The following is a 26202-nucleotide window of genomic DNA, read 5'->3' on the forward strand; positions in this document are numbered from 1 at the left end:
CGGCTGCACGACGCGCGCCGGCCGCCGCCGGACCGGGTCGCGGCCCGTCGTGCCCGACGTCAACCATCCCATCGTTCAAGGCAGTTGGCAGGAGCCGTCATGACCACCGCACTGCAACCCCCGCTTCCCTCCCAGCCCGCCCTACGCCTGCGTCTGGCCCCGCGCAGGGACCTGCCCCGGGCCATCGACGGCGCGTGGTGGCCTCGTTCGTACGACCTCCTCGCCGAACTTCCGCCACTGCTCGCCGGGTTGCCGCGCGCGTGGGGCTCCATCACCAGCGTCACGGTCAGCGGGGCGACGTGGTCCGCGGTGCCCGGCCGGATGCTCCACTGCAACCAGGTCGTACGGCTGCGCAGGACACCGGCGGCATCCGCCCCGCGCACCGTCGTCCTGCTCGCCCCCCGGCCGGGGGCGCTGGGACCTGCTGGTCGTGCCGCCGGACACGACCGACGAGGCCGCGGAACCGCTCATGTCAGCCGCCGCGGGCGGTCGGACCTGACCCGGCCCGTGACCGGCTGCCGGGCGGCTCACACAGGTCACCGGGGCACTGAAGGCCGGGCGGGGAGCAGGCCGTCACATGCCGGCCGCCGGCCGGTCCACCGGGCCGGCCCCGGTGTCGTACGACGAGGCCGTGCCGTCGGGCTGTTCCGCCGCCATGAGGGCGGACGCGGTCGAACGAGGCCCCGTGCCGTCGCTCGCGGCGGCCATCAGCCGGGCGGCAGCCGTGTCGTCGGTCTCCGGGGGAACCACCAGGAGGTTCCAGGGGCCCGACGTGCCGGACAGCAGCAGGATCTTGTGCGGATCCAGCTCCGAGGTGAACCAACCGACCTTCACCACATGGCCGTTGACAAAGACCCTGCGCGGAATGATCGGCCAGTAGCGGGGATTGACGGCGATCCGGGTGATCCGGCCCCACAGCGGGTCCAGCACGTCGGCCAGCGGGGTGAGTTCCTGTGTCAGGTCACGTGAGCGGGGCCACCAGGCGCCGTCCAGCTCGACGTGTCCCGGGGATGGGGGCAGGGGTTTGAGGGCGAGGCGGGCGGTCGGAGACCTGAAGGACATGGCGCTCAGCGGAGGACGGCCGGTGGTCGCGGACATCGTGCGGACCCGTCTCCGGACTCCCTGCGCGTGGGCAGTTGTCCGGCGTTGTTGCTCACCGGGAACGACACCGGCATCGGGGCCGGTGTGCGAAATGCTCCCGATGACCTCACGCTACTCCTCGAACAGGCCGAACGGACCGCCGCCGGCCGTCGCCTCACTCGCGCCGGCTGTCCGCTCCCGGGGAGCGGCTGGTCTCCAGCCAGGACCGCGCCGGTTCCGCCGCCCGCGTCGTGTCCACGACGAGTTCGAGGCGCGTCCCTCCCCCGGCGCCCGCGGGATAGCTGCGCTGCTCGGTCGCCGCGAAGCAACGGCGGAGCACCTCTGCGACACGACGGGCGACCTCGGGGGAGGCCGCGACGATGCGTACGTCGGCGTGGCCTTCCGAGGGGGTTTGCTCGGGCTGCTGCATGGCGACCTCGGGTCATCTGGGCACGGATCAGCGGACCGGATCTTCGACTCTACTCCGCCGCGTCTCGCGGCTTACGCGCGTGACCAGCGGCCTTCCCGGCCGCAGTGAGCCGCGGGGGTGCCGAACTGCACCCGTCCAGCCGCATCGATCACCGAGCCCTCGCCCCACGGGCGCTTCGGGGCGCTGCACGTATGCGCAGGGGGCAGTTCGATGCCGTGCCGGTGGGCCAACGGCACGAAGAGCACCAGCCGGATCGTCCTCGGTCTGCGGTGACCGTCGGCATGCGCGGGCCCTGGGCGTTCGGATGAATGCGCGCTGGGTGGCGGCGTGGCGCTTCGGGCCAAGAACGGGAGGGACTTACCTAGAACGCATGTGCATCCGGACGGGCCGAACCGCCCTGGTCAGCATCGCGATGGTCATCTCTGCCTGCGTGGCAGCCGTCCTGCCCCCGGTTGCCACTCCCGCAGCGGCCGTACCGGTTTCCAGGGAATCGGTCGCCGCGTCGCAGCCCTGGGAAGCGACCGCGGCGAAACTGGACCGGGTGATCCAGCAGACGGCCACCGACGCCGGTGTCCCTGGAGTGATCGTAGGCGTCTGGAAGCCCGGACAGCCGCGCTACGTGCGGGCTTTCGGCGTCGCGGACACTCGTGACTGCGCCCCGATGCGAACCGACCTGAACATGCGGATCGGCAGCGAGACCAAGACCTTCACCGTCACCGCGCTGCTCCAGCTCGTCGACCGCGGCAAGGTCGGCCTGGACGACCCGATCTCCGCGTACGTCGACGGAGTGCCCGACGGAGAGCACATCACGCTGCGTCAGCTCGCGAACATGCGCAGCGGCCTGTTCGCCTACACCAAGGACGAGGGCTTCCAGCACCTGCTGGCGACCGAGCCGCATCGCCAGTGGTCGCCGCGTGAGCTGCTCCGCATCGCCTTCGAGCACCCCAACCTGTTCCCCCCGGGCACGCAGTTCGACTACTCCAACACCAACACCGTGCTGCTCGGCCTGGTCGTCGAGAAGGTCACCCACCGTCCCTTGAGGAACGTGATCCGGGACCTGATCACGCGGCCGAGCGGCCTGGACCACACCTTCCTTCCCAAGGCGGCGGAGTTCCCGCGGCCGCGCGCCCACGGCTACACCGACCAGACGCCGGACGGCACGGTGGGGGACGCCACGGACTTCAACCCCAGCTGGGGCTGGGCGGCCGGCGCGATGATCTCGAACCTCGACGACATGCGCTCCTGGGCGAAGAACGTCGCGACAGGCGGGCTGCTGACCCCGCAGACCCAGGCGGAGCGCCTCGACGCACAGCCCACCGGCGCGCCGGGTGACGCCTACGGGCTGGGCATCGACATCAACCACGGGTGGATCGGCCACGCCGGCTCCCTGCCCGGGTACCAGAGCCTGACGGTCTACCTGCCCGCCCAGAAGGCGACGATGGTGATCCTGCTCAACACCGACATCCTCTCGAACGGCGAGAATCCCAGCACCCTGCTCGGCCGGGCCATCACCCGGGTGATCAGCCCCGGCAACGTCTACGGCGACGCGTCCGACCAGAACTGACACACGCCCAAGGTGACGCGGGCGAGGACATTCTGGAGGCTTGAACTTTCGACGGTCCGACAGCGCGGCGTGCAGTCGGACCTGGACGATTCCTGCCTTGCGTTGAGGCCCTGAGAGATCACCGAGCTGTGACTCCTGGCAGACATGCGGGTCAGCACGTTTTCCCGATGCAACGTGAGTGGGGGCGCTTCCTTGGGCCGGGGCGACGCCCACCTGCGCTGATGGTTCGTGTTCGTCCGCGCTTGTCCGCCGGTGTTCGTGTGCGTTGTCACGCAGTTGGACACTCAGCTTCGGTTCGAGACCAAGTGGCCGTGCCGTCGAGGTGTGCGACACGGTCATGGCTGCCGACGCGTACGTGCTGTCGTACCAGCTTCCGGCGACCTGATCCCGTGGGCGGCGGCGCAGGGTCAGGCGGTCGGATCGTCCTCGCCTTCGGTGTCCGGCGTGAACCAGTGGCCGATGTTGGTCCACATGAAGCCCTCCTGCCAGGCGGGCTTGCCGGCCACCCAGCTGAGGAGTGCTTGCAGGACCTTGTCCTGCGACCCCGTGTGTGTCTGGTGGTGCTCCGCGGGAACGCCGTCGCGGTACTCCAGTTGGTAGGTGTCCTTGTCGCGGAACCAGACCTGGATGTACCAGTGGCCGTCCTGGTTTTCGTCCTGCCGTTCAAGGATCAGGTGATCGCCCTGATCCAGGTCGGCGAGCATCGTTCCTATGGCCGGCTCCGAGGGGCTCTTCACCGCGTGGCCCCGGCCGTTGGTCGCAATCAGCATGGACAGAGCATGGCGGAAGGGTCTGACACCCGGGTGTGTGAGGAGACCTGGGCCGCAGCAGCGATCCTGCTGACCGAGGCTCCCGAGAAGGAGGTCTGGGTCCGCAGCGTCGGCGACTCGTTGGTGATCGAGGCCGACAGCAGGAAGCTGCAGCGGGGCTCGACTCGACCGTACGCAAGGCGCGGGAGCAAGTGCAGGAAGCTGCATCCGTGCCAGAACGAGAGCCCACCCGCCCCGACGATCAAGCATCTGGCACGAATCTGGTACGCGACTGCTGGTCACCACGGACAGCAAGAAGACCCGGGTCTCTGACCTGGGCCTCAATCGTGGAGCAGGTGACGAGAATCGAACTCGCGCTCTCAGCTTGGGAAGCGACGGCGCTTGGATCGGCGCTACGTCTCTGACCTGGGCAGACGTCCCCGCTGGATCACGTCCGCTTCCCCTGCGTCTACCTGGACGCGACCTGCTGCAAGGCGCGGGTGAACCATCAGATCGTCTCGCGCGCCGTGGTGGTCGCCACCGGCATCACCGAGGACGGCAACCGCGAGGTCCTGGGCCTGATGGCGGGGGACAGCGAGAGCGGCGACCATCTCGCCGGAGTCCCGGTCGATCACGCTGAAGACGTTGCGCAGGAAATGAACCCTGCTCCGCTGCCAGGCGGCGCCGAGCATGACCTTGCGGACCGCGGCGACCAGCCCGCCAGATCCAGGGCTCGGCGAACATCGGCGGCGGTTTCCTCTTCCACGTACTCACCGGCAACCTCAGCCACCAGATCGAGCACCACGTCTTCCCCGACCTGCCCGGCAACCGCTACGCCGAGATCGCGCCCCGGGTGCGGGAGATCTGCGCCCGGCACGGACTGCCGTACGTCACGGGGCCTCTTCGCCGGCAGTACGCGTCGATGTGGGGGCGGATGCTGCGTCACGCGCTGCCGTAGGCGTTCCGCGCCAGGCGTCCTGGGCGCTGGCATAGGCCGGGAAACGGCCGAGTACGCCGCCGCCGAGCAGGACGAGGTCTATGCCCCGGCTGCTGTGGACGACGCGGACCCAGCCCCGCCGGGCCCGGCAGTCGTCCCACGCCTCGCACAGCGGGCGCAGGATGCTTCCGTCCGCGAAGGTCACCTCGCGGAGGTCCACTATGAGGAAGACGCGCCCGCATCCGGTGCGGGCATCCTCCAGGGCGTGCACCAGGGGTGCCACGGAGGTCAGGTCCAGCTCGCCGTGGGCGTGCACCATCCGGCATTCGTCGAACAGTTCGGGCGTCGGGAAAGGCTCGGGCGGGTCGGGATGAGCGCACATGCGCCCCATCTCCTCTGTCCGGTTGGAGCTTCAGTGTGCGCAGAGCCTCTGTTGCGCGGAACGGACTGCACGGAGAGGGCCGGGGCCAAGGGCTACCGCGCGTCGAGCCTACTGCCGCGTGGTGTCGGCCGAGGCGTCTTTCGCGGGACGCCGGTCGGGGTCTTGGCGCCGGTGATGCGGCTCAGTTCCGCCTCAGCACACCGCGGTGATCGCCGGGGCGATGCCGGCCGAGGTCATCAACCGTCTCACCTCGCGCCGCTGGCCCGGCGTCACCAGGGTGACGACGCTGCCGCATTCACGGGCGCGGGCGGTACGGCCGCCGCGGTGCAGACAGTCCTTGTGGTCACCCGGCGGATCCACGTTGACGACCAGATCAAGGCCCTCGACATGGATGCCGCGGGCCGCGGCATCGGTCGCCACCAGCGCCGTCACCTGCCCGCTCTTGAACTGGGCGAGGGTGCGGGTGCGCTGCGGCTGGGACCTGCCGCCGTGCAGGGCGGCGGCGCAGACGCCGCTGCCGAGCAGGTGCCTGGTCAGCCGGTCCACCGCGTGCTTGGTGTCCAGGCCGTCCCGGGAGCCGAGGACGGCAGCCCGTTTCGTCACTCGCCGGGAACGGCACCGCCGGTCGCGCAGCGCGAACAGCCCTCGATACGTTCAGGCTACGCCCGGACGGGAAGGAGCGGGCCGAGGAGTGACGCCCCGGCCGTCACAGCGCCAGTACCGCGCGCACTCTGTTGCCGCCCCCGTCGACCGGATCGATGTCGAAGTGCTGCGCCAGGCACCGCACCATGGCGAGGCCCCGCCCGCTCTCACCCCAGGTCGTCAACGGCCGCACACCGGGTCGGCCGGGGCTGCCGTCGTAGACCTCGACGGTCACCTGGGTGTCCGACACGTGCAGGCGCAGACGGCAGCTGCCGCCGTGCCGAGTGGCGTTGGTGACCAACTCGGAGACGATGAGGGTCGCGTCGCCGATGTGCTCGGCGTCCAGCCCCGCCGCCCGGCGGTCGGGCCGGGCGAGGAACTGCGAGGTCAACTTTCGTGCCATGCCCGCCGATTCGGCCTCGTCGGGCAGCAGGTACTCGACTCCTGCGGAACGCCGATGGGTACGCCGATGCGTACGCATGGCGGATCACTTCCCCTCCTGGGCCACCCGACCACCATGGCCGTGGCCGCTCGCCGGTGCCCGGCATGCTCTCCCCCGCCGGGCCTGCCCGGTGCTGATGCCCCGTGCAGGTGATCGCCAACCGGAAGCGGATGGACCGGGTGTCGCCGACGCGGCACCGCGAAGGTCAGATGTCACGCGCCGGGCGACTTCTTCCCGCGTCCAGAAGGAGCGCGCTCGCGGTGAGGCGGAGCGCGGGATCGGCGGCGGCCGTCATCAGTCGCCCGGCCGTGGCCGTCCCGGTACCGGGCGGGACGATCAGCAGGTCCCGGCGTCCGACGCCGTAGGCGAAGAGCCGGATGGCGTGCGGGTCGAAACCGGACGTGAACCACGCAGCCCGCACCGTGTGGCCGGTGACGGGCAGGTCGCACGGTGCCTGAGGCCAGGCGCTGCGGTGTGCGGCGATCCGGGTCACCCGCCCCCACGACCTGTCGAACGCCTCGACGAGAGCGGGCAGTTCGGCCGACAGGTCGTCGGAACGGGGCCACCAGGCGCCGCTCACGGGGCCGGGCGGGAAGGCCGGCGGGCGCAGGGTGAGACGGGCCGGCCGAAGCGAGGAGGGCGGTATCCGGTCGGGCGAGGCGCATTGACCGATGGGCGCGTTCATGTCGCGGTCCCTGTCCCCGGCCGCCGTGCGACGGACCGGTGTCGTGGTGCGCCGAGAACGACGCCGACGGGCAGCCGGCGTACGGGCAACTCCCGGTTCGCTCCACGCTACTCCGCCCCGGTGCGTCGACAGCCGGGCCGTCCGAGACATTATCCATCGCTCGCAGGGGTTCTCACCCGGGGTGAGTCCGCCTAGGCTTGCGGTACTCCGCCGTGCACAGGATTCCGTCGGAACGCACGCGGTTCGGCAGCCCGGTGGCTGCCCGTGCCCCCAGCCCTTGGGCAAGGACCACCTCGCAGCCTCTGCAGAGCAGTCGGCTTTCGTTGCCCATGGTGGGCTGGCTCCTGTGCTCGACAGTCCTGCTTCCCCTCGTCGCGAGACCGGTGCGGTGCCTCCCGCGTGCCGTCGCACGGTCCGATGCGGGGCACACGGCTCCCGATCGCGCGCCCGTGAAGGGGGGATTCGGCCGCGTGGGGAGTCTCAGACGGCCGCCGCCGAGGATCGGACGACCGGCGGCGGCCGTCGGAAGGCGCTTGCGCCGGCGGTCGCGTCCCGCGAGGTGGTGCAAACGATCATGCGCTGTGCCCTCCGCCACCCGCATCGCGGTGATCTCCGCTCAGGTGCGGCACGCGAAGTGCCCCGGCCGGGCGCCGGGAGTACCCGTCCGGCGAAGTCCCCGGCGTGACCTGCGCGTTCCGGTCCGTTGACCGGCCGCACCACCCGGCGGGACGCCATCGCGCCGACGGCCCTGTCGCCGCTTGTGCGCGCGGCAGCCGGCTGTCTGCTCCCGGGAGCGGCTGGTCTCCAGCCAGGACCGCGCCGGTTCCGCTGCCCGCGTCGTGTCCACGACGAGTTCGAGGCGCCTTCCTCCCCCGGCGCCCGCGGGATAGCTGCGCTGCTCGGTGGCCGTGAAGCAACGACGGAGCACCTTCGCGACGCGCCGGGCGACCTCGGGGGGCGCGACGATGCGTACGTCGGCATGCCCTTCCCGGGGTGCTTCCGTGGGCTGCCGCATGGCGACCTCGTCGTCTCGTCACGGATCAGTGGACCGGATCTTCGACCGTACTCCGGCGCTCCGCCCCTCCTCGCGGTGGTCCTGCGCAGTCGTACGGCCTGGTTGCAGAGGGGCATCCGGCCCGGAGCGTCGGACCACGCCGTGCCGTTCACCCGGACCCTGACCAGGTGGCAAAGGCGAGCGGCAGTCCGGCGAGCAGCGAGGGGGGTTCGGTCGGCGGGTCGTACGAGCGAGGCCACCGCGCCCTGTCGACGGGGCGCGGCACGGCGCTGTGGGGCGTGAGGCGGAGGCGGAGCGCGGGGTGGGGTGCGGAGGGCGCCGTAGTGCGCCGGCCATGACGTACACCTGCTGAGCGGGGCGAGGGGTCTCGGCAGTCGCGGGTCCGTGTACTGCGCAACGGGGCCGTCGGTCCCCCGTGGGCCGGCTGCCTTCGGTCGCCACCGGGTCGCTCCCGGTGAGCGTGAGTGCCTGTATCCGAAGCTCCGCCCGTTGCTGAAGCTCCGCTCGACAATCGGTGGCGGTAGTCCTGGGGGTGGGCGTTTCGGCTGGAGGCGCTCGGGGACACGGTGGGCGGAGGTCGCGTCGCGTGCCGGTTCGGCAGTGAGCCGGCGTTCAATTCGTCCGCCCGCTCCTGCCGTCCGGCTGCGACAGCGGACGGCAGAGCCGTGCCTTCAACGGGACCGCGCGGCGGCGAGCGCCCTGTCCAGAGCATTGCGGATCTCGTCGGGCAGTTGTTCGCCGTGGACCCAGTTCACGAGTTCTTCGGAGATCTGCCGCAGTTTGATGTTGGTGTGCTGTGAGACCTCTCGGAGGACTTCGAAGCCCTGGTCGGGACGTAGGCCGCCGAGGGTGATGACCACGCCGATCGCGTGGTCGATGACGGTGTGGGAGACGATGGCCTCCTGCAGCTGACCGATCTCCGTCTGCAGATCGCTGATCTTGGTCAGGAGGCTTTCTCGTCCCGGGACCGTGTGCACTCCGGTGCGTACGGGTGTGCCGTTCAGCGGGTTGTCCATCGTGATCACATCCCAGACCGCGGGTCTCCCGCCCGGGTCGCTGATGCCGGAGCGGAATTGCGAGGACGACAGTTCGACTATTACCCCAGGACACCGTTTTTGTACACGCTGCTTGGAATGGAACGACCTTCACGGGATCCAGGTTTTCTGTGGTGCCCTTCCCGGTGATCCCACTGCCGGAGACGCGGTTTCACTTCACCACGCGGAGTAACGTGGTGAAGGCACCTTCCGATCCCGTGTTCGCCGGAGACGCCGAACCTCGAAGACGGGCAGGTTCCTGATGGTCGACTCCGACACACCCCCTGGTTCACGGCATCTGCCCAGTGCTGATCTTTCCGACCTGCGGCCCGGGAGCGCACTGCTCCGGCTGAAGACGACGAAGTCGCGCGAGGGCATCCTCGACGGGGCGTGGTGGCCGCGGTCCCGGGACATCGGTGCCGAGCTGCCCGCCCTCGTGACGGCCCTCGCCGAACACCTCGGTCCCGTCACCCGAGTAGGGCTGGATGCCGCGGGCTGGGAAGGGCTCCCGACGCGGATCGTCGTCGACGACCGTGTGGTGCACATCGACTCCTTCGCCGTCGGTGACGACACCGTTCTGATCACCCGGGGGGAAGAGGACATCTTCTCGTTGCTGGTGATTCCGCCGAACGCGACACCCGAGGCCGCGCACGCCGCCATGGCCCAGGCTGTGCGGCCCGACAACGTCACCCGGGCGGAACAGATCCTCATCGACACCGGGACCGGGAGCGCGGCGCCCTGAGGGACACCCTCACCGCCACCATCGGGCCGACCCGGGACCGCGGGCCGGAAGCCTCCGCTCGTCCGGACGTCGTGCTCCTGCACGGTGCGCCGGAACCGGACGAGTGCCTCACTCCTGCGGAGCCGGCAGATCCGGGCTGCTCGGCTCGGCGGAGCGCCAGTGGGCAGCCGGGGTCGGGAGCGGTTGCACGTGTCGGTGAGGGCGTCTTGTGCGGCGGTGTCGGACGCCTGTCGACGCCCGTCGCACGAGCCCGCGGGAAGCATGCGCCGCCCGGCGTCCTGCGCGGTCGCGCGGGCGCCCGGCGAGCCCGCCGACGTCAGGCGGGGGAGCTCAGCGCGCCGGTCATGAGCGGCTCGGCATCCTCCTCGGTGGTGTCCGGTGGCACGACCAGAAGGTCCCAGCGGCCGTGACCGGGGGCGAGCAGGACCACGGTGTCCAGGGCATGCCGCGCGACGGTCTTGCGCAGTCGTACGACCTTGTTGCACACGAGCATCCGGCCCGGTGCCGCGGACCAGGCCGCTCCGTTCACGGTGATGCCGGCGATGTGCCCCCAGGCGGGTGGCAGCCCGGCGAGCAACTCGGGAAGCTCCGCCAGGAGGTCGTAGGAACGGGGCCACCACACGCCGTCGAGGCGGCGCGGCAGGGGGCTGTCGGGGGCCAGGCGCAGACGGAGGTGAGGGCTGGTGGGCGGGAGCGGTGGCGCTGTGGCGGTCATGAGGGTTCCTTCAGGTGCTGATGGAGCGGCTGGTTCGGGTCAGGCGTGGCGGTCGACTCCGGCATGGATGTCGTCTCCGTCCCCTGTGTGCGTGCCGGCGCCGTGAGCCGGGCGACGCTGCCTCAACGCCTCGTGGCGGCCGGTCTCTTGTGCGTGGCCCGGTGCCGGCCACGTGGTCGGCACCGTCCTCGGACGCAGTCGCGGTGGTCGTGAGGCTCTCCGACGGTGATGTGTCGTCGGCGGCCGCTCCGTCGGGGTGAGCACGAGGAACGCAGCCATGCCAAGGGGGTGTCCGGCGCGGTCGCGTCCTGACGGTCAGTCGGCCGGGTACAGCGGACCGCTGTGCCAAGGGGCGACGGCGCCGGTGGTGAAGAACAGCAGGACGGCCCTGCGCGGGTCGGGCTCCGGCCGCGAGCCGGTGGCGGAAAGGCCCCGCGCGGCGCCGGGCTGCCCGCTCGGGCGAAGGCGGGAGGGGCGAGAAGGCCGGGAGGGAGGGGAGGAAGGAGGCGCCGAGGAGCGCTGTGGGAGAGCCGTGAAAGGGTCAGGGGCCGAGGCCATCATGCCGACCTGTCTCGGGAGACCCCGGGGTTCAGCGGGTCTTCCGGCGAGTGTGTCTCGCCGAGGACGAGACCGGCGCGGGAGCCGGTGTGCGACATGCCCTCAGTGCCTCCACCGTACTCCGTCGCGTGGTGCTGTCCCCGGCCGGCGGCGGCAGACGGCCCCGCTGCAACCGCCCCACCGGTCCGGGCACCGCCCGCCACAGCGTCCACCGCGGGGCATGCGCGGCCGGGAGTACGGTGGAGACACCGAGAGTTCCTCGCGCACCGGCTCCGACACCCTTGCCGCCCTCGGCGAGCGACGACACCGGGCCGGGTTCGTCCGTGCCCGGGGCAGGGCGAGCCCCATGACCGTGAACGTGTCGGTTCCGCCGACGACCACCGAGCTCCTCGGGGGGCACGTCGGCCCGGACCGGCGAGGTACCCCCAAGCAGCGTCGGCCGGGGCCGGAGCGAGGCTCGTCGCCCCGCGCGGGTGAACGCGTCCGTGAGCTGACCCGAGGTCAGATCGAGGACCGCATGGGGGAGTTGGGCGACCTGTACGCGCAGACCTCGGGCGGTGGCCCCTGGGCGTGGAACCAGGCCCGCAGCGCCTTCCTGCGACGGCTGGCGGCAGACCTGCGGCGACCGGGATTCGAGTTGGTGATCGCGGAGTCCACCGAGCTGACCGGGTGCGCCTACGGCTTCCCCGTGCGCGGCGACGGGCCCTGGTGGGAGGGGCTCGACGGACACCTTCCCGGGAGCCTGCTGCGCGCCGCCGCCTCCGGACGCCTCCTGGTGATCTCCGTGATACTCGTTCCGCCCCAGGTGCGCAGAGAGAACCAGGACCGTCCCTGGAACCTTGCCCGGCGCCTGCAGAAGCGGCTGCTCACCGACCATGGCGCCGCGCTCGGCGTCATGCTGGTGAGCCGCTCCGACAGCAGGACCGCCGAAGCGCTGCGGTCCTGGGGGTGGCGGTACGTCGAAGGCGACGCGCCCCGCACGTCCCCGTTCCCGCACGGCCCGTTCCGTGTTCTGGTCCTCGGAGCCTGAACACCCGTCCCAGCACCCGTCCTCGGTCACGGCATCGGCAGACGCAGGGCGAGCAGGGCCACGTCGTCGGTGCTGCCGGGCGGCATACGGGCGAGCAGCTGGTCGCACAGCGTGTCCAGTGGCGCGTGGGCGAGCGCCAGGGCATGGCGGCGCAGCCGGTCCAGGCCGGTGCCGAGGTCGCTGCCGGGGATCTCGATCAGGCCGTCGGTGTAGAGCAGCAGGGTGGAGCCCGGTGGCAGGGGCTGGGTGGCGTTCGGCCGGCCCTCACCGGTGCCCACGGGGGCGCCGAGGACCAGTCCCTGTCCGGCTTCGAGGTACTGCGCGTGTCCTCCGGGGGTCAGGAGGAGGGGCGGCGGATGTCCGGCGCTCGTCCACCGCAGTGTCCACGGTCCGGCCTGCGGGTGGCCTTCGACCCGGGCGAGGACGAGGGTGGCCATGGGGACGGTGGTGATGGCGGGCATGGCGTCGTCGAGACGGTCGACGACGGCGCCGGGAAGCCCGGTGTGGTCCCAGGCCAGTGCGCGCAGGATGCCGTGCAGTTGCGCCATCCCGGCCGCCGCGGTCAGGTCGTGGCCCACGACGTCTCCGATGACCAGCATGAGGGTGCCGTCCTTCAGCTCGAACGCGTCGTACCAGTCGCCGCCGACCTGGGAACCGGCCGGGGCGGGCTGGTAGCGGGCGGCCAGCCGCAGGCGGCCGGGCTGGGGCAGCGGGGCGAGCAGGTTGTGCTGCATGGCCTCGGCGACGGCGCGCTGGCGGCCGAACCGCCGTGCGTTGTCGATGACCAGGCCGACCCGGCGGCCGATGTCGCTCACCACTTCCAGGTCCTCGGTGTCGAAGGGGTGCGCCGGGTCGGTGCGCACCAGCGTCAGGGCGCCGGTGACCTGCCGCTTCGAGCCGAGCGGGACCGTGATGGCGGACGTCGCGTGCACCGTCCGCAGGAAGTGGCTGTGGAGGGCAGCCAGGGGCGAGACGGGCGGTGCCGCCGTCTCCGCCGTGTCCCGCTCGTTGTGCAGCACGGGATCGCCTCCCTGCAGCACCTGGACAAGAGGTGAGCGGTCAGCCGCACCCGTCCCGGGTAGGCGCTCGCGTCCGCCCTCCAGCCCGGCGTCCCGGCCCGTGGGACCGGTCACCGCCACCCGGTGGACCTTCCCGGAACCGGTCCGGAGGTCCACCGCCGCCCAGTCGGCGAGGCGGGGAACCAGCAGGCGGCCCAGCCGGGCGAGGGCCTCGTCGGTCTCCAGGGTCTGGCCCAGTACGTCGGTGATCTCCGCGACCAGTGTCAGCCGCTCGGTGAGGTCCTCCAGAGCACTCGTGTAGGCCGCGCGCTCCCGGCCCGCGCTGCGGTCGCCCGTGATGTCGGTGAACAGCACGGCCATGCCCTTGTACGAGCCGCCGACCGTGAGAGGGGAAGCGGACCAGGAGATCGTGACCAGGCGCCCGTCATCGCGCAGATAGTTGTCGCCCTCACCGCGCGCGGCGGCTCCCGTGGCCAGCGCATGCAGGAGCGGGCACTGCTCCCGCAGGAGTGCGCCGCCGTCCGTGTCCCGGTGCAGCAACTCGTGCGCGTCCTTGCCGCGCATCGCGGCGGCGGCTCGGCCCAGCAGCCGTTCGGCGGCCGGGTTGACGGCGAGGATCCGTCCGGCCCGATCGATCACCATCAGGGCCGTGCTCAGCTGCTCGACGACCTGGCGCCAGAAACCCGACGCGGCTGCCGCCGGCCGCGACGGCTCCTCACCTCCCGCACCGGGCACCGCGTTCTGCACCAGGCCGCCCTCCAGTGATGGCGGCCTCCCTCCGAAGGCCGCGGGCGCATCAGCATCAGGGAACCGACACCTCTGTCACCCCATGGTCCCCCGAGAGGAACCCTCTCGCATGGCCGGCCCGAGGACCTGCGCATCGCGAAGAAGGCGCGCACGGCCCGGTGTGCGTCGGCGACGAAGAGCTCGAAGCCGAATTGCCAGGCGACGGCTCAGGTCGTCCGCCGCCTGCTTCCGGCCGGTACGTCATGCCGATCCTGCGCCGGGGCCGACCACGTCATGGTCGCGCCAGTCGCGGACGTCGGCCGAACGGATCGTGCTGTGCTCCTGCCTGCGCGTTCCCCCGGCGGTGCGACGGCATCGGCGTACCCGCTCCGGTCAGCCGCGGTCCTCCTCCTCGGCCTCCATGAGCCGTATCCCCTGATGCGTCAGCATGACTGTCGCAGGTGTGTCTCCATGGGCCCAGCGGACCGTGACGAGTCCTTCCTCCACCAGATAGGTGCAGGCCGCGGCCAGATCCTGCTCGGGGATCGCCAGATCGTCGCGCAGCCTGGCCCCGGAGACGTCAGGGAGGCCGCTGCCTTCCATGCCCTCGTAGAGGGTCTTCATGATCGCTTCGCGGTAGGTCTTCCGCTCGTGCAGTGTTGCCATGGTCGCCGCCACTCGTGCCGGGTTCCGAACCCGTCGCCCCGGGCAGGGAGAAGGCCGCAGGTCACCGACTGACTCCCGGGAATTCACTCTACTCCGGCCGGGCCACGAGGACCTGCCCACGAGCAGCTCACGAACCGGGCCCACGGCCAGCGGTTTCGTCGGGCCTGCCTGTGTGCCGTGGAGGGGACCAGGACTTTCGTATGCCGGAATTCCGGCCCGGCCCGGTGTCTCGTGTCCCGGTGTCCGCAGACCCCGCGCCTTCCGCAGCACGCCACCCGTCCTCACATCCGCACAGCGCGCCGCTGACTCCGGCCGTGTGACGAGAGGGCAGCACCCCCTCCGTCCTTACCGGCCCCGTCCCTGCTTCCGTGGTGCGCCCGTTCCGCCGTCATGAGCGCGGTCGCGGTCATCGACGGGCCGGCGTCGGCGCTCGCGGTGGCCATCAGCCGTGCGGCCGAGGGGGCGTCGGTCTCCGGGGGGATCACGAGGAGGTTCCAGCGACCCGCGGAGTAGGAAAGCAGAACGATCCGGTGCCGATCCAGCTCAGAGGTGAACAAACCGACGTTCACCACCTGGCCGTTGACGACGAGCCTGGGCGGGAGGACCGGCCAGTGGCGGGGGTCGAGCGCGATACGGGTGATCCGCCCCCACAACGGATCCAGCACGTCCGCCAAGGCGGAGAGCTCGCCCGGCAGGTCACGTGAACGGGGCCACCAGGCGCCGTCCAGTTCGGCGCGCCCTGCGGATGGGCCTTCGGACCCCTCGGACCTCAGCGCGAGGCGCGCCGTCGGGGCCCTGAAGGGAACGGCTCGTAGCGGGGGACGAGAGGTGGTCGCGGACATGGCGCAAACCCGTCTCCGGACTGCCGTGCGGGGCAGTGGCCCGGCGTCGTCGCTCACCGGGAACGACACCGGCATCGGAGCCGAGGTGCGAAATGCTCCCGGTGGGTTCACGCTACTCCCCGAAGGAGCCGAGCGGACGGGACCGCCCGCCGCAGGTCGAGCTCCTCAGCGGGAAGCGCCGCCAGTCAGCCGCGGCCGGCCCGCGGGCCGGAGCGCCGTCGGTGCCGGGAGGGCCGGGACGCCCGTGGTGCCGAAGTCACCCGAGACGATCCGCCGGTTCAGACCGCAGCCTTGGGGCGAAGGTCCCGGGCGCAGGCGCGTGGGGCCGCTTCTCCCTTGGCCGTACGATCCGTTGGGCCTGTCCGAGGAGTAGGCTGAAATCACCGAGGATATTTCGCGCACCGGCTTCCAGGCTCGTGTCGTTTTCGGCGATTGAATACGCCGGGCCGGTTGCGGTCGGCCCGGGGCAGGGTTCGCGCCATGACTGCGACCATTTCCCTCCCGCCGACAGCCGAAGCCGACGACCGTTCGTTCTCCTCGTCCTCTCTCCGTCTGTCGCTGGCTCCCGCCGGTCCCGCACCGGCTCTTCTGGACGGCGCATGGTGGCCCCGCTCCCGCGACCTCGGGGCCGAACTCCCCTCCCTGGCCGCCGTACTGGATCCGTTGTGGGGGCGGATCACCCGCGTCACGGTGAATCCCACCCACTGGCCGGTCGTTCCGCGCAAGGTGCCCGTCGCCGGGCACGTGGTGAAGGTGGGCTGGTTCCTGGCCGAGCAGGACCCGCACGAACTGATGTTGCTCTCGTACCGCACGGGCCGCTGGAACCTCCTGGTGGTCCCGCCACAGACGGCTTCCGTCTCGGCCGCCTGGCTGATGGCCGCCGCGAGCGACCCTCTGGGCACGTCGACCGCGAGCCGGTTGATGGAGGAGGCGGCGCGTCTGCGGACGGTGGACGCGGCCGACCGGTCGGTGGTGGAGGTCTGGGACTCCGAAGGAGGCCATGAGGCCCGCGATCCGGCCGCACGCCCCCCGATCCCGACCGTGACCGCCGCGATGCCGCATCAGCCGATGGGAAGGTGAGGACCGTGGAGACGTTCGTGACCGTGACCGTGATCCTTGCCATGATCGCCCTCGGAGTGCTGCTCATCCACCTGCTCAACTCGCAGCACAGTGACCGCATGGCCGCCTTCCACTACGGCCGCTCCGGGAAACCTGTCCCGGGCCCGGCCGCGGCGGCTCGGCGGAAGGCCCACGGCTGGGCGAGAGTGAGCGGCACCGCAGGTCGCCGTAACCGTCGCGACGACGACTCCCACCGGCCGGGCCGACCGATCCGACGGCACCGCCCGAACTGACAACACCGCCCGCAGCCCAAGACCCCGGCCACCGCCCCGCACATGACGGACCGGCGTCTTCTCGTGACCTGTGTCCGCGAACCGGGAGGACCTCCCGATCTGTACGTGGCCTCCTCCCACGCGCAGGCAGGCGAGGAGTACCGAGAGCGGGCGGCGTTTCTGCATCGGTGGTTTCCGCGGCCGGGCCGGGAACGCACCCTTGGTAACCGTTGTCGTCCGCTCTGAAGGGCACGGATGGGGCACGCGGGTGAAGCGAGGCAGGTGCGGGCGTTTTCAGTGGGACGTCGACTGGCGTGCCGACGAAGGCGAGTTGAGTGGTGGCCTGGTGCTTTGCTCGGGCGATGTCTCAGGCGGGCATGTCCACGGTCAGACCGGCTGCTTGGGCGGCATCGGCCAGTCGTCTGTCGTACGTGACGAAGGAGGTGAGCTGGGAGCGGACGCGGAGAGCGGTTGCCAGGTGGATGGCGTCCAGACTCCGTACGGTTGCTGGGTTCACGGTCTGGGCCAAGATGCGAATGCCCGTAGTTGCCCGGTCTCAGGGGCACGGATTGGGCACGGCCTCGGTGCCGTGTCGCTCGGCGGCATCGTCGGGGTCGTAGCGCGGTGTTGCGAGTGCCGCTTCGGTGTGGTGCGGTGCGTCCGGACTGCCGTCGGCTGTTCGGCGCAGCTTCGGGAACAGGACGAGGTGATCAGGTCGAAGAAGTGTGCTGGAGGTACGGCAGGCCTTCCATGACCGCGACAGCCACATGCTCCTCCTCGGGCAGCGGGCACGCGCCGGCATCCGCGTTGACGCGCGGCTCGGCATCAGCGGTTTTCCGGGTTCTCGTAGTCGTGGAGGACGCCGGCGTCCCAGGCGGTGCGCTGGTTGCCGTAGGCGGGGATGCCTCCGGCGTCGCGGGCTCCGCTAACTCCGTCCGGAGGGGACCCACCAGGTGACCCTCGGGAGCCGGGCTTCCCCGGTGACTGAGTTGCGGGTGTGTTGCTGCTCGGTCGGTGAACGGACAGGAATCGGTCAACACCTTTCCATCTCCTCTTGGCCGGGGCTGTCACATGCCTGTTCACTGCGCCGTATGCGACACAAGAAACCCATGAGATTCCTGATCCGTCCGAGACGGACGGCCACCGTGCTGACCGGCGCCCTTGCCGCACTCGGCCTGTCCCTGGGAACAGCCGCCGCGGACACGGTGCCGACGGAGTTCGGGACCGACTACCACGACCCGGTGACCGCCGCCCCGGCCATCTCGACGCCACACACCAGGTCGTGTTCGGTCACGATCGCCCAGGCGCAGTTCAAGGACTTCACCCCCTACACCGGCACCTACACGCCGCCCACCAGTTGTGGCACCCCCGGCCGCTGGTCCAAGGTCGTCCTGCGGATGGACGGGAGCGTGAAGGGACGGCAATACGACCGGCTCGGTTATCTGGACATCGGAGGCGTACAGGTCTTCCGTACATCGACGCCCGAGCCCTCGCAGGACGGGATCAACTGGTCCGTCGAGAAGGACGTGACCGAGTACGAGAAGACGCTGAGCAGCGCACAGTCGGTCGACATGCTCATAGGCAACGTTGTCAACGACACCTACACCGGCGTGCTCGACGTCAAGGTGACCCTCACCTTCTACGCCCCCGAGCCCGGCCGCACCCCCTCCGCCCCCGACCGGGTCATCCCCCTCAGCGACGGCGACAGCGTGACGACCGGCGCCTCGCTGACCACTCCACGCAACTCCACGCGGATTCTCGCCGAGGTGTACGCCACCGGCTCGGGCGGCGGCTGTGAGGAGTTCTGGTACTCGGTGGTCACGCCGTCCGCGTCGTACTCCTGCCAGGGCGGGGACGACGGCCCGTACCGCGAGGTGCAGGTGAGCATCGACGGGAAGGTCGCCGGAATCGCCTCGCCGTATCCGAACGTGTGGACCGGCGGCTGGTCGCCCTATCTGTGGTCGGTGATCCCCGCCCCACACGCCTTCGACGTACGGCCGCTGGAGTTCGACCTGACGCCGTTCGCCGGCCTGCTCAACGACGGCAGAGCACACAAGGTCGACGTGTCGGTGGTCGGGGTGCCGAGCGGCCAGACGGGGTGGAGCGCGCCGACGAACATCCTGGTGTGGCAGGACGCACACAAGTCGGTGGTGACGGGCGCCGTGACGTCGTACAAGAAGGCGGATCCGGCGGTGAGCAACACCTACACCGACGGTTCGCTGCGCCACCTGGTGACCGCCGGCAAGGACCGGTTGAAGGTCACCGGCTACCTGGACACCTCCCACGGCCGGATCACGACGACGGTCGAGCGAACAGCCACGAGCGCGATCGACCACCAGTGGACGCCGGACGAGAACACCGACGACCAGACCGGCACGTGGACCGACGACCAGACCGTGACCACCAACGGGCACGTCTCCCGCACCGACCGCACCTACACGCTCGACGGCCGCGCCACCATCGACAGCGCCAACCGACTGCGCGTGATCATGTCCGTCGCCGACCGGGCGCACCTCGGCGCCACCCGCATCGACGACACCTACCAGGGAGACGCCACCTTCACCCTCGGCGTCGCCCGCGAGGACCGGCACGCGGTGGCCACGACCAGCGAGCGCTACCGGCTCCGGGCTCCCGGCGCGTGCTATGACCACACGCTCGCGACCGAGCAAGGGGTGCTGACGAAGGACGTGCGCGGCTGCTGACCCCGGACTCAGCCCTTGCGCGCAGTCGCTCCACCGCTGCCGCGAAGCTCCGCACCACGGCATCGCGGCGGAGCCTTGTCGACGAGATCGGACGGCCGCCCCCTCCGAGGGGACGGCCGACGAGACGGTGAGTCGGCCGATGGACTCATGACGGGAGACCATCGTGTTCGCCTGGTCACCACCCGTTGCCGGACGTGCCGCAACTCCTCATCAACTCCTCATCGTCGACGAGCAGTTCGGCCAAGCCACTGCTTGCCGTTCCTCTGGCCCAGTGGGAGACGCCGGCCATGGCGAGGGTGACGGGGTGCTTGCACGGGCGCCCCGGCCCACCGGGCGGCCTGCCAACTCCGACTCACCGCAGAACTTGCGGCCCCGCCCATCGGCCTGGACAACAAAGAACCCCCGGGTCTCTGACCTGGGGGTTCATCATGGAGCGGGTGACGAGAATCGAACTCGCGCTCTCAGCTTGGGAAGCGATGGCGCTTGCATGGCCGGATGGCCGCTGACCTGCGTTGATTCGTCGTGCTGGCACCATTGCGCGCGGCCTGATCAGACCGCTGTTTACCGTGGTTGTCCGCTCTTACGGGCACGCTATGGGCACGTGGCGCGAAGACCGGTGGGCAGAGCGCGTGCACGGATGGTCGCTGTGTTGGGCGGGGCTCGGTCGGACGTCCAGTTGGGTAACGCCTTCGCACGTGCACAGAGCTGGGTGAAGCCCGTTTTACGTTGCAAGGCCGACGGTCGCGGGTTCTTGGGAAACGGTCGACGCTTGCCGGTGGTTCATTTCCCGGCTTCGGGGCCGTACCACTGGAGCGCCTGACCAGTGACGGCGGCGATGCACTCGAAGTCCCGGTCACGGTGCAGCAGCGTCAGTCCCTGCAACTCGGCCGTGGCGGCCACCACGAGATCGACGGCTCCGGCACTGCGGTGCTGTCCGCGCTGGGTGAGGACCTCCTGGACCCGCCAGGCGCGGTCGTAGGCACGGTCGTCAACCGGCACCCAGCCGAAGAGCAGGCGCATGTCTTCCATGCCTTGTGCCCGGTCGGCGGCGGAACGCGCGCTGTAGAAGAATTCCAACTCGGTGATGGGGCAGGTGGCGATGAGCCCGGCGGCGGTCGCCTGGTCCCATCCGTACTGCTCGGCGTCGCCGCGCAGCAGGCGGGCGAGCGCGCTGGTGTCGATCAGGTATTGCGCGGCGTTCACCGACGGTAGTTTCCTTTGTCCTCGAAGAGATCGAGGTCGAAGGCGCCCTCTTCTGCCGACGTCCGCAGGCGGGTGAGCGCCAGGGCTCGCCGCCGGTTCTCCAGCACCTCACGCAGGGCGGTGTTCACCGTCTCCTTCTTGGTGCTGGTACCGAGGGCCTTGGCCACGTCCGCGACCAGCTGGTCGTCGAGGTCGATCACGGTTCGGCTCATCGACTACCTCTCTTTATATCTTTGATGCCATCGCTTATATCTTAAGTGATGGAAGGCGGCCGGTCGACCTGCCGGCTGATCAGCTGGCATCGTGGACGGGCGACCTCACTGAGGACCGGACCGAGGCGCGGTCGCGCAGGCTGGCGTTTGACTGCATAGATCCGGGCCGGTCGGCACCGCCGGTCACGGCCTTGGCGTTGTGGACGCTGCCGTTCTCGCAGATCGCCGCGACCGCGGGACGGTGGGGCAGGTGTCCTGCGGCGGCTGGAGGAGGGCGGTGGACTCGGCGGCGGAGCGCCGTCCGAGGGGACTGGCTCCCAGTCGTTCATTACGTGATCGACCTGATAGAGAGAGCCAGGGTCAGTTGAGCCTGTTGAAGGGGCCGACACGCCTGGCCGCGGTCGGGGAGCAGGATCCGCAAGAACAATCTGCGTGGGAAGCGACGGCGCTCAGGCACCCACATGGCTGCGAAGCGCCTCTCTCGCTTCTCTGCCCTCCCGGGCTGGTCGACGCGCGGGGCGAGTGAGCGGAGCCGGTGCGACTGCACGGCCTCGGTGAGCGGCGGTCAGTACAGGGCCTTGTACCCCTGCCACCCAATGGCGATCCCGCTGCGGGGACCGAAGGAGCCCTTGCCGTCGCCGTTGTTGCGCCACAGCTTGCCGGAGGTGTCGCGGGAGACGAGGTCCGCCCTCCCGTCCCCGGTGATGTCGCCGACGCCCACCACGACGTTGTAGGAGGCACCCCAGTTGTCGGCCACCTTGACCCGCGCCCTGAAGCCGCCGGTCGCCGTGCCCACATAGCGCCACAGCCTGTTCGACGTGTCCTGCGCCAGCAGGTCTCCGTACCCGTCACCGTTGAGGTCGCCGACGCCGGTGATCTTCTTGTAACCGGCCCACTTGGAGAAGATCTTCACCCGTGCCGAGAGCTTTCCGCTGCTTGTGGCCTTGTACAGGTAGATGTCACCGGTGGACGCCTGGCGGGCTATCAGGTCCGCCCGGCCATCACCGCTGATGTCGCCCGGCGAGGTCAGCACGTTGTACTGGTTCCAGCCCGAAGTGCCCAGTGTGGTGTACGGCGTGGATGTCGTCAGGGCTTTGCCGCACCCCGGGCGGTACGCCCGCAGCGCACCGCTGCTGAACTGCACGAGCACGTCATTGCAGCGGTCACCGTTCAGGTCTCCGAACGGCACCACCGTGATCGAGGCCGGCCAGCCCGAAGCCGAGGTCTTCGTCGAGAACTTCCCGGCGCCGTCGCCACGATGGAAGGAGAGTGCGCCCTGGGAAGTGAGCGTGAGCAGGTCACCGATGCCGTCGGACCCGACATGGTCGCGTCTCACCGCGGCACCACCGGTCAGCTTCAGTGTGCCGGACGCCGTCGCCGACGCACCGAGCTTGTCGGCCGGGTCCGCCGTCAGCGTCCAGCTGTACGTGCCGTTCGGCACATACGTGCCCGTCGACGTCCTGCCGTTCCAGTAGGTACGGACCGCGTCGTGCGCGGCGCCACCGGACAGGGTGCGCACGGTGGCCCCGGTCGCCTTGTTCCTGAGCACCAGCGTCCACGACGCGGCCGGTTTCGACAGCCACCACGTGCCGTCCCACGAGGACGACGAGTCCACCAGGTCGACCGAGGATTCCGTCCTCGCTCCCAGGACCGCGATGTCCGTCGCGGGGACGCCACTCCGGAGGACGTGGATGTCCTGGGAGGCCGGGTCCACGTAACCGACCAGGCCGGTGTACGGATCGACGTCCCACTTTCCGGCTTTGGCCGCCAGGGTCCGGCTCACCGCGGAGCCGCCCGTGACGTCCGTGAGAGTCAGCGCTCCGGACGCGGAGTCACGCGTGACCAGGAAACCGTCGCCCAGGCGCGGCTGTCCGCCCGTGGGCACGGCGATGAGCGTCTTCCTACGGGTGTCGTACACGAAGGCCTTCTGCACGCTGCCCTGAGGAGACTCGCACGAGCCGGACCAGTACACCCAGCGTCCCACCGCCTGGACGCCGCCCACCGCGCAGCCGCTGCCGACCACCCGGAACGACGTGATCGTGTTACCCGAACGCACCTCTGTGGCCGTGACGGTGCCGTCCCCGGCCGCCGTCCACAGTGCCTCCCCCCACAGCGCGGAGGGGACCGTACCGGCCGCGCCCGTACGGGTGAGCACGACCTTCCGTGTATCCAGATCCGCCACCGCCAGGCCCTCTCCCGCGGGCGTGGGCCCATACCAGGCCGCATACCGGCCCGCGACGTCCACGAGGCCATGGTGGTCCTGGAGGCCGGAGGTCACCAAGGTGCCGGGAAGAGGCTGACCCCGGTCCAGGACGGACACCTCCCCGGCGGTGTTCCTCATGACCGCCCGGCCGTCGCCCGTTCCCATCAGGTCGGGACAGCTCCCGTAGTCCCCGGCCATGACCCCGCACCTCGGGGTGGCCCCCCGGTCCGTGCGCGTGCCCACCGTCAGAGCGTCCGCCGTGGTCAGCGAGCGGCTGTACAGGTGCGTCGCCCCGTCGCCGGACTCGTAGGTCATCAGCTCACCGCCGCTCAGATCGAGCGACTCGATCCCGCTGGGCACGGGCGGAAGGTCCACGATCCGGCGGACCAGGGGCAGACCGTCGGCCCCCGCCTGGACCTTGGCGATGCCGTAGTCCAGCGAGGACTCTCCGCCGGCGAGGACCAGGCCGCCGTCGGGGGTCGTGACGGCAGCGGGATCGGCCCGCTTGAACAGGGGCAACTCCGCGGAGCCGTCGAAGGGCAGCGCTGACACACTCCAGACGGAGGAGTCGGTGCGCCGCGCGACCACGAGCGCGTCACCGACGACGCCGAGGATCTTGTTGTCAGAGGCGTGGGGGAACGCAACCTCGTGAGTGGGCGCTTCGTAGGCACCCTGGGCGTACACCCGCACCCGGGACGTGCCGTACCAGCTGACCAGGTAGTCGGATCCCACCACGGTGTCCGTGCCCGCCACCAGCGGCGGCAAGATCGTGGCGGCAGCGGTCTCCGCGTCCACCCAGGCGTACTGGAGGCTACGGTCCGGACCGTAGTAGTTGACGAGGATGCCGGAGGCCGAACCCCTGGGATAGAAGGGGAAGACCACCCCATCCGGGAGTCCGGTGACAGGCTTCTGCACCGTGCTGCCGTTCTCGTCGCGCAGCAGGAACAGCCCAGTTCGTTCCCCACCTGTCGACGTGCTGGTCAGGACAGTACGTCCGTACGTCTGGAGATAGCTCTGGCCCGCCGGGATGGCCACGGTTTCCGTCGTACCGGTTCCCATGTCCCGGAGCAGGACTTGCCCACCACTGCTCTGGGACGGGCGAAGGGCGACGACGTCCGAACCGGTGCCGTACACGCCCGCGGTGCGCGGCTCGAGTCGCTCGCCGCCTTCCACCGGCTTGCGGCTGCCGTCGTAGCTGGTCCACCAGAGGCCGGACCCCTCGGCGGTGGAGCGGTACTCAAGGAAGCCGGAAGCCCCCGCGCTCTGCAGATACGCGGTACGCGGAGTCGCGCGCATGGTGGCCGGAACGACGATCTCCGTTGCCGTCTCCGCATGCGCGGGCACCACCAGCGGCACGGCGGACACAGAGAGCGCCAATCCGATCAGCGTGCCAAGGGAGCCACGCACGAAGGCACGACGAGTCACTTGCTTCCCCTCCCCGACGGAGGGCCCCATCCCCCCGAACAAGCGGGCGGATCCTAACACCTGTTCAAGGCGAATGACCTTGCCGAGCCGGTTGGCCGGTCCGTGAACGGACGGTGCGGCTTCCACGCGTACAGGCCGCGGAAGGTCCCCGCACTCAGAGTCGGCGATCGCCGCGTGTTCGCACCGGAAACTTCAAGTCGGTGGACTCGCAATGGGCAAGGCAGGACACGTATCTCCAACGCATGGCCTGCGACAGAGAACCCGGGTTGCACGCGCCGCACCCGTGATGCGGACTTCAGGGACTTCGGTCAGCATCACCGCCGCTGTACACATAACGACGTTCAGACCTGCGGAGGGACGCGGGCTGAGGTCTCCTGACGCGGAGAGGCGCCGGCCCAAACTACGAATCCCCAGGTCAAGACAGACTTCCGAGACTGGAGGCGCTGCGCGTACGGCTGCTGCCGTCCGGAACCCGTGCCCTCTGCGTGCCCAATATTCGTGCGCCTGATGGACCGGAACTTGCTGGACAACCGTCGGGAAAACACAAACCCCAGGCCGCTGACCTGGGGCTTCAAGAAGAGCGGGTGACGAGAATCGAACTCGCGCTCTCAGCTTGGGAAGCGACGGCGCTCAGACTGCGGAGTCGCTTCTGACCTGCAGAAACGTTGCCCTCAGCGCGGCTTCGAGTGCTGGCATTGCGCCGCTGCTTACCGTGGTTGTCCGGTCTTATGGGCACGCTTTGAGCACCAGCCCGTGTGGGGAAGCTGTGCGGGAGCTCAACCGGTCCGTTGTGGTGCTGCGCCCCCGGGGTGGGATTGTCCCCGACATGTCGGCTTACAGATGCACACTCCTGTGGCCACGTGGACGGTCAGAGGTGGGCTGTGTGTCCGGAGGGTGGCCTTGGCCTGCTGGATGTGCCCTGCTGGCCTCAGAAGGTCATCGTCTGGGCAAGAAGCACTGGTTTCCGGTCCAGTTCCTCGAGTACGAGATGGGGGCTGACACCGAGGGCGATGTCCAGGGCGTACTCCAGGGCCGCCGCGCCGGGGGACTTGTCGATGTCCAAGGCTTCGGACCACTTGCGGGGCTGGTAGCGGGCCAGCGTGGAGAAGCTGTCGAGGAGTAGCCACCAGGTCATCAGGGGCCTCGGGGGCGCCTTTGTGGGCTCGAACGCTGGTCGCAGGTAGCGGTTTTCGGTGAAGCGGTATGCGGGTGTCCTGATGTCGAAGAAGTCGCCGATCTCCGCCTCCCATGTCCCTCTTGGGGGCTGGCCAGCAGAGTTCGACGGAGAACCGACCGGAGCAGATCTCTCTGTAGGCATTCGGGGCGTCGGTGCCGCCCTCGGACCCTGAGCAGAGCCGGTCACCTGTCCACCCTCGGGGCATGCGTCGAGCGTTGGCGCCCCGCGCCTCCTCCGCCCGCCATCGTCGTCCTGCCGCCCCTGCCCCTGCCGCCCCTGCCGACCAGGCATGTCCAGGGGGCCACACGGCCTACCTCTCCGCAGGGCACTGCGAGCGAGCCGGCGACGATCTCGGCTGGCTCTCATTGGCCCGACCGGTCCCTCGTTCTGCTCAGGACGTCAAGCGCGACCAGGGCGCAATCCTCGGCCCGCGCGCCATCCATCACTCCTATGCAACCGCGCCTGGCGCGTTCACCAGGAGACGTCGGGTCACCTTGAAGCCTCCGCGCGCAGGTGTGAGCAGTTGACCGGCGACGACGGCGTGGCGCGATGGTCGAGATGCCAGGCTCGGCTTGCTTCTGCTACCTGGGCCGGGCGTCCTTCGCGAATGCACACACCGCTTTGCCGGAGTGTCATGCGACGACAGGTGTGCTGGAGCGGCCTGGCTTCGCTTTCGCGCGCCGCTCGTGAC

General features: G+C 70.2%; 23 protein-coding genes and 6 pseudogenes. 9 read left to right on the forward strand and 20 right to left on the reverse strand.

Features of this window, described 5'->3' with window-relative positions:
* Window positions 1-99: 99 nt before the first annotated feature.
* A pseudogene (locus ACIBW9_RS14300) lies at window positions 100-345 on the forward strand (DUF5994 family protein); the annotation flags it as partial.
* 228 nt (window positions 346-573) lie between these two features.
* On the opposite strand, the gene ACIBW9_RS14305 reads toward ACIBW9_RS14300, so the two are convergent.
* Together ACIBW9_RS14305 and ACIBW9_RS14310 are read right to left on the reverse strand one after the other, a co-directional pair.
* Window positions 574-1062 carry a DUF5994 family protein gene (locus ACIBW9_RS14305; protein WP_398954699.1) on the reverse strand — a complete coding sequence of 163 codons (489 nt, stop codon included), beginning with the start codon at window positions 1060-1062 and terminating at the stop codon, window positions 574-576.
* A 193-nt stretch (window positions 1063-1255) separates the two neighbouring features.
* Window positions 1256-1510 carry a hypothetical protein gene (locus ACIBW9_RS14310; protein ID WP_398954701.1) on the reverse strand — a complete coding sequence of 85 codons (255 nt, stop codon included), beginning with the start codon at window positions 1508-1510 and terminating at the stop codon, window positions 1256-1258.
* 370 nt (window positions 1511-1880) lie between these two features.
* Between ACIBW9_RS14310 and ACIBW9_RS14315 the strand changes: the two genes are divergently transcribed.
* A complete protein-coding gene (locus ACIBW9_RS14315) occupies window positions 1881-3074 on the forward strand; it encodes a serine hydrolase domain-containing protein (protein WP_398954703.1) in 1194 nt (397 codons plus the stop codon).
* A 407-nt stretch (window positions 3075-3481) separates the two neighbouring features.
* Here ACIBW9_RS14315 and ACIBW9_RS14320 read toward each other — a convergent pair whose 3' ends face one another.
* Window positions 3482-3844, reverse strand: coding sequence for a hypothetical protein (locus ACIBW9_RS14320; protein WP_398954704.1), 363 nt, complete (start codon window positions 3842-3844; stop codon window positions 3482-3484).
* Window positions 3845-4281: 437 nt separating this feature from the next.
* Here ACIBW9_RS14320 and ACIBW9_RS14325 point away from each other — a divergent pair.
* Window positions 4282-4428: pseudogene (locus tag ACIBW9_RS14325) on the forward strand (transposase); the annotation flags it as partial.
* 9 nt (window positions 4429-4437) lie between these two features.
* Here the strand turns inward: ACIBW9_RS14325 and ACIBW9_RS14330 are convergent.
* Window positions 4438-4515 (reverse strand): annotated as a pseudogene (locus tag ACIBW9_RS14330) (hypothetical protein); the annotation flags it as partial.
* A 50-nt stretch (window positions 4516-4565) separates the two neighbouring features.
* Between ACIBW9_RS14330 and ACIBW9_RS14335 the strand changes: the two are divergent.
* Window positions 4566-4781, forward strand: coding sequence for a fatty acid desaturase family protein (locus ACIBW9_RS14335; RefSeq protein WP_398955224.1), 216 nt, complete (start codon window positions 4566-4568; stop codon window positions 4779-4781).
* Here the strand turns inward: ACIBW9_RS14335 and ACIBW9_RS14340 are convergent.
* From ACIBW9_RS14340 to ACIBW9_RS14365, 6 genes and pseudogenes are all read right to left on the reverse strand, one after another.
* Window positions 4714-5142 carry an STAS domain-containing protein gene (locus tag ACIBW9_RS14340; RefSeq protein WP_398954707.1) on the reverse strand — a complete coding sequence of 143 codons (429 nt, stop codon included), beginning with the start codon at window positions 5140-5142 and terminating at the stop codon, window positions 4714-4716. The two genes, ACIBW9_RS14335 and ACIBW9_RS14340, sit on opposite strands and share 68 nt — an antisense overlap.
* A gap of 119 nt (window positions 5143-5261) precedes the next feature.
* Window positions 5262-5724 (reverse strand): annotated as a pseudogene (locus ACIBW9_RS14345) (helicase-related protein); the annotation flags it as partial.
* Window positions 5725-5848: 124 nt separating this feature from the next.
* The gene (locus ACIBW9_RS14350) at window positions 5849-6265 is read right to left on the reverse strand and encodes an ATP-binding protein (RefSeq protein ID WP_398954708.1); all 417 of its coding nucleotides are present in this window, start codon (window positions 6263-6265) and stop codon (window positions 5849-5851) included.
* Window positions 6266-6431: 166 nt separating this feature from the next.
* A complete protein-coding gene (locus ACIBW9_RS14355; RefSeq protein WP_398954709.1) occupies window positions 6432-6911 on the reverse strand; it encodes a DUF5994 family protein in 480 nt (159 codons plus the stop codon).
* Between the two features lie 790 nt (window positions 6912-7701).
* Window positions 7702-7926 (reverse strand): annotated as a pseudogene (locus tag ACIBW9_RS14360) (hypothetical protein); the annotation flags it as partial.
* Between the two features lie 671 nt (window positions 7927-8597).
* On the reverse strand, window positions 8598-8942 hold the full coding sequence (locus ACIBW9_RS14365) for an ANTAR domain-containing protein (RefSeq protein ID WP_398954711.1): 345 nt from the start codon (window positions 8940-8942) through the stop codon (window positions 8598-8600).
* 280 nt (window positions 8943-9222) lie between these two features.
* On the opposite strand from ACIBW9_RS14365, the gene ACIBW9_RS14370 reads away from it, so the two are divergent.
* Window positions 9223-9702 carry a DUF5994 family protein gene (locus ACIBW9_RS14370; protein ID WP_398954714.1) on the forward strand — a complete coding sequence of 160 codons (480 nt, stop codon included), beginning with the start codon at window positions 9223-9225 and terminating at the stop codon, window positions 9700-9702.
* A gap of 316 nt (window positions 9703-10018) precedes the next feature.
* On the opposite strand, the gene ACIBW9_RS14375 is transcribed toward ACIBW9_RS14370, so the two are convergent.
* The gene (locus ACIBW9_RS14375) at window positions 10019-10417 is read right to left on the reverse strand and encodes a DUF5994 family protein (RefSeq protein WP_398954716.1); all 399 of its coding nucleotides are present in this window, start codon (window positions 10415-10417) and stop codon (window positions 10019-10021) included.
* Between the two features lie 904 nt (window positions 10418-11321).
* Between ACIBW9_RS14375 and ACIBW9_RS14380 the strand changes: the two genes are divergently transcribed.
* A complete protein-coding gene (locus ACIBW9_RS14380) occupies window positions 11322-12005 on the forward strand; it encodes a hypothetical protein (protein ID WP_398954718.1) in 684 nt (227 codons plus the stop codon).
* A 26-nt stretch (window positions 12006-12031) separates the two neighbouring features.
* Here the strand turns inward: ACIBW9_RS14380 and ACIBW9_RS14385 are convergent, their stop codons facing one another.
* From ACIBW9_RS14385 to ACIBW9_RS14395, 3 genes are all read right to left on the reverse strand, one after another.
* On the reverse strand, window positions 12032-13771 hold the full coding sequence (locus tag ACIBW9_RS14385; protein WP_398954720.1) for a SpoIIE family protein phosphatase: 1740 nt from the start codon (window positions 13769-13771) through the stop codon (window positions 12032-12034).
* A gap of 372 nt (window positions 13772-14143) precedes the next feature.
* Window positions 14144-14416 (reverse strand): hypothetical protein, encoded by a 273-nt coding sequence (locus tag ACIBW9_RS14390; RefSeq protein ID WP_099930279.1) that lies wholly within the window; start codon window positions 14414-14416, stop codon window positions 14144-14146.
* A 281-nt stretch (window positions 14417-14697) separates the two neighbouring features.
* Window positions 14698-15189, reverse strand: coding sequence for a DUF5994 family protein (locus ACIBW9_RS14395; RefSeq protein ID WP_398955226.1), 492 nt, complete (start codon window positions 15187-15189; stop codon window positions 14698-14700).
* A 549-nt stretch (window positions 15190-15738) separates the two neighbouring features.
* Between ACIBW9_RS14395 and ACIBW9_RS14400 the strand changes: the two genes are divergently transcribed.
* Together ACIBW9_RS14400 and ACIBW9_RS14405 are read left to right on the forward strand one after the other, a co-directional pair.
* Window positions 15739-16338 carry a DUF5994 family protein gene (locus ACIBW9_RS14400; protein ID WP_398954722.1) on the forward strand — a complete coding sequence of 200 codons (600 nt, stop codon included), beginning with the start codon at window positions 15739-15741 and terminating at the stop codon, window positions 16336-16338.
* A gap of 5 nt (window positions 16339-16343) precedes the next feature.
* A complete protein-coding gene (locus ACIBW9_RS14405) occupies window positions 16344-16610 on the forward strand; it encodes a hypothetical protein (protein ID WP_398954724.1) in 267 nt (88 codons plus the stop codon).
* Window positions 16611-16956: 346 nt separating this feature from the next.
* On the opposite strand, the gene ACIBW9_RS14410 is transcribed toward ACIBW9_RS14405, so the two are convergent.
* Together ACIBW9_RS14410 and ACIBW9_RS14415 are read right to left on the reverse strand one after the other, a co-directional pair.
* Window positions 16957-17106, reverse strand: coding sequence for a hypothetical protein (locus tag ACIBW9_RS14410; RefSeq protein ID WP_398954726.1), 150 nt, complete (start codon window positions 17104-17106; stop codon window positions 16957-16959).
* A 308-nt stretch (window positions 17107-17414) separates the two neighbouring features.
* Window positions 17415-17507, reverse strand: a pseudogene (locus ACIBW9_RS14415) (flavodoxin family protein); the annotation flags it as partial.
* A gap of 173 nt (window positions 17508-17680) precedes the next feature.
* Here ACIBW9_RS14415 and ACIBW9_RS14420 point away from each other — a divergent pair.
* Window positions 17681-19291 carry a peptide-N4-asparagine amidase gene (locus tag ACIBW9_RS14420; RefSeq protein ID WP_398954728.1) on the forward strand — a complete coding sequence of 537 codons (1611 nt, stop codon included), beginning with the start codon at window positions 17681-17683 and terminating at the stop codon, window positions 19289-19291.
* Window positions 19292-20071: 780 nt separating this feature from the next.
* On the opposite strand, the gene ACIBW9_RS14425 is transcribed toward ACIBW9_RS14420, so the two are convergent.
* The 4 genes from ACIBW9_RS14425 to ACIBW9_RS14440 all read right to left on the reverse strand — a co-directional run bounded on the left by ACIBW9_RS14425 (window position 20072) and on the right by ACIBW9_RS14440 (window position 25877).
* Window positions 20072-20494 carry a PIN domain nuclease gene (locus ACIBW9_RS14425; RefSeq protein ID WP_398954730.1) on the reverse strand — a complete coding sequence of 141 codons (423 nt, stop codon included), beginning with the start codon at window positions 20492-20494 and terminating at the stop codon, window positions 20072-20074.
* Entirely contained in the window at window positions 20491-20706 is a 216-nt protein-coding gene (locus ACIBW9_RS14430) for a type II toxin-antitoxin system VapB family antitoxin (protein WP_398954732.1), read from the reverse strand. The genes ACIBW9_RS14425 and ACIBW9_RS14430 overlap by 4 nt, the downstream gene beginning before the upstream one ends.
* Before the next feature lie 565 nt (window positions 20707-21271).
* Complete coding sequence (locus ACIBW9_RS14435; RefSeq protein ID WP_398954735.1) at window positions 21272-24286, reverse strand: FG-GAP-like repeat-containing protein; 3015 nt, start codon at window positions 24284-24286, stop codon at window positions 21272-21274.
* Between the two features lie 976 nt (window positions 24287-25262).
* Window positions 25263-25877, reverse strand: a complete 615-nt coding sequence (locus ACIBW9_RS14440) for a YaaC family protein (protein ID WP_398954737.1) — start codon at window positions 25875-25877, stop codon at window positions 25263-25265.
* Window positions 25878-26202: the final 325 nt, after the last annotated feature.

It is taken from the genome of Streptomyces sp. NPDC049541 (assembly GCF_044465725.1).
Classification (GTDB): domain Bacteria; phylum Actinomycetota; class Actinomycetes; order Streptomycetales; family Streptomycetaceae; genus Streptomyces.

Bases quoted from the DNA above. Each gene is read 5' to 3' on its own strand.
- ACIBW9_RS14390 (WP_099930279.1), bottom strand. From the start codon at position 14,416: ATGGCAACACTGCACGAGCGGAAGACCTACCGCGAAGCGATCATGAAG.
- ACIBW9_RS14375 (WP_398954716.1), bottom strand. From the start codon at position 10,417: ATGACCGCCACAGCGCCACCGCTCCCGCCCACCAGCCCTCACCTCCGT.
- ACIBW9_RS14400 (WP_398954722.1), top strand. From the start codon at position 15,739: ATGACTGCGACCATTTCCCTCCCGCCGACAGCCGAAGCCGACGACCGT.
- ACIBW9_RS14350 (WP_398954708.1), bottom strand. From the start codon at position 6,265: ATGCGTACGCATCGGCGTACCCATCGGCGTTCCGCAGGAGTCGAGTAC.
- ACIBW9_RS14370 (WP_398954714.1), top strand. From the start codon at position 9,223: ATGGTCGACTCCGACACACCCCCTGGTTCACGGCATCTGCCCAGTGCT.
- ACIBW9_RS14430 (WP_398954732.1), bottom strand. From the start codon at position 20,706: ATGAGCCGAACCGTGATCGACCTCGACGACCAGCTGGTCGCGGACGTG.
- ACIBW9_RS14380 (WP_398954718.1), top strand. From the start codon at position 11,322: ATGACCGTGAACGTGTCGGTTCCGCCGACGACCACCGAGCTCCTCGGG.
- ACIBW9_RS14320 (WP_398954704.1), bottom strand. From the start codon at position 3,844: ATGCTGATTGCGACCAACGGCCGGGGCCACGCGGTGAAGAGCCCCTCG.
- ACIBW9_RS14305 (WP_398954699.1), bottom strand. From the start codon at position 1,062: ATGTCCTTCAGGTCTCCGACCGCCCGCCTCGCCCTCAAACCCCTGCCC.
- ACIBW9_RS14355 (WP_398954709.1), bottom strand. From the start codon at position 6,911: ATGAACGCGCCCATCGGTCAATGCGCCTCGCCCGACCGGATACCGCCC.
- ACIBW9_RS14420 (WP_398954728.1), top strand. From the start codon at position 17,681: ATGCGACACAAGAAACCCATGAGATTCCTGATCCGTCCGAGACGGACG.
- ACIBW9_RS14315 (WP_398954703.1), top strand. From the start codon at position 1,881: ATGTGCATCCGGACGGGCCGAACCGCCCTGGTCAGCATCGCGATGGTC.
- ACIBW9_RS14310 (WP_398954701.1), bottom strand. From the start codon at position 1,510: ATGCAGCAGCCCGAGCAAACCCCCTCGGAAGGCCACGCCGACGTACGC.
- ACIBW9_RS14365 (WP_398954711.1), bottom strand. From the start codon at position 8,942: ATGGACAACCCGCTGAACGGCACACCCGTACGCACCGGAGTGCACACG.
- ACIBW9_RS14340 (WP_398954707.1), bottom strand. From the start codon at position 5,142: ATGTGCGCTCATCCCGACCCGCCCGAGCCTTTCCCGACGCCCGAACTG.
- ACIBW9_RS14440 (WP_398954737.1), bottom strand. From the start codon at position 25,877: ATGAGAGCCAGCCGAGATCGTCGCCGGCTCGCTCGCAGTGCCCTGCGG.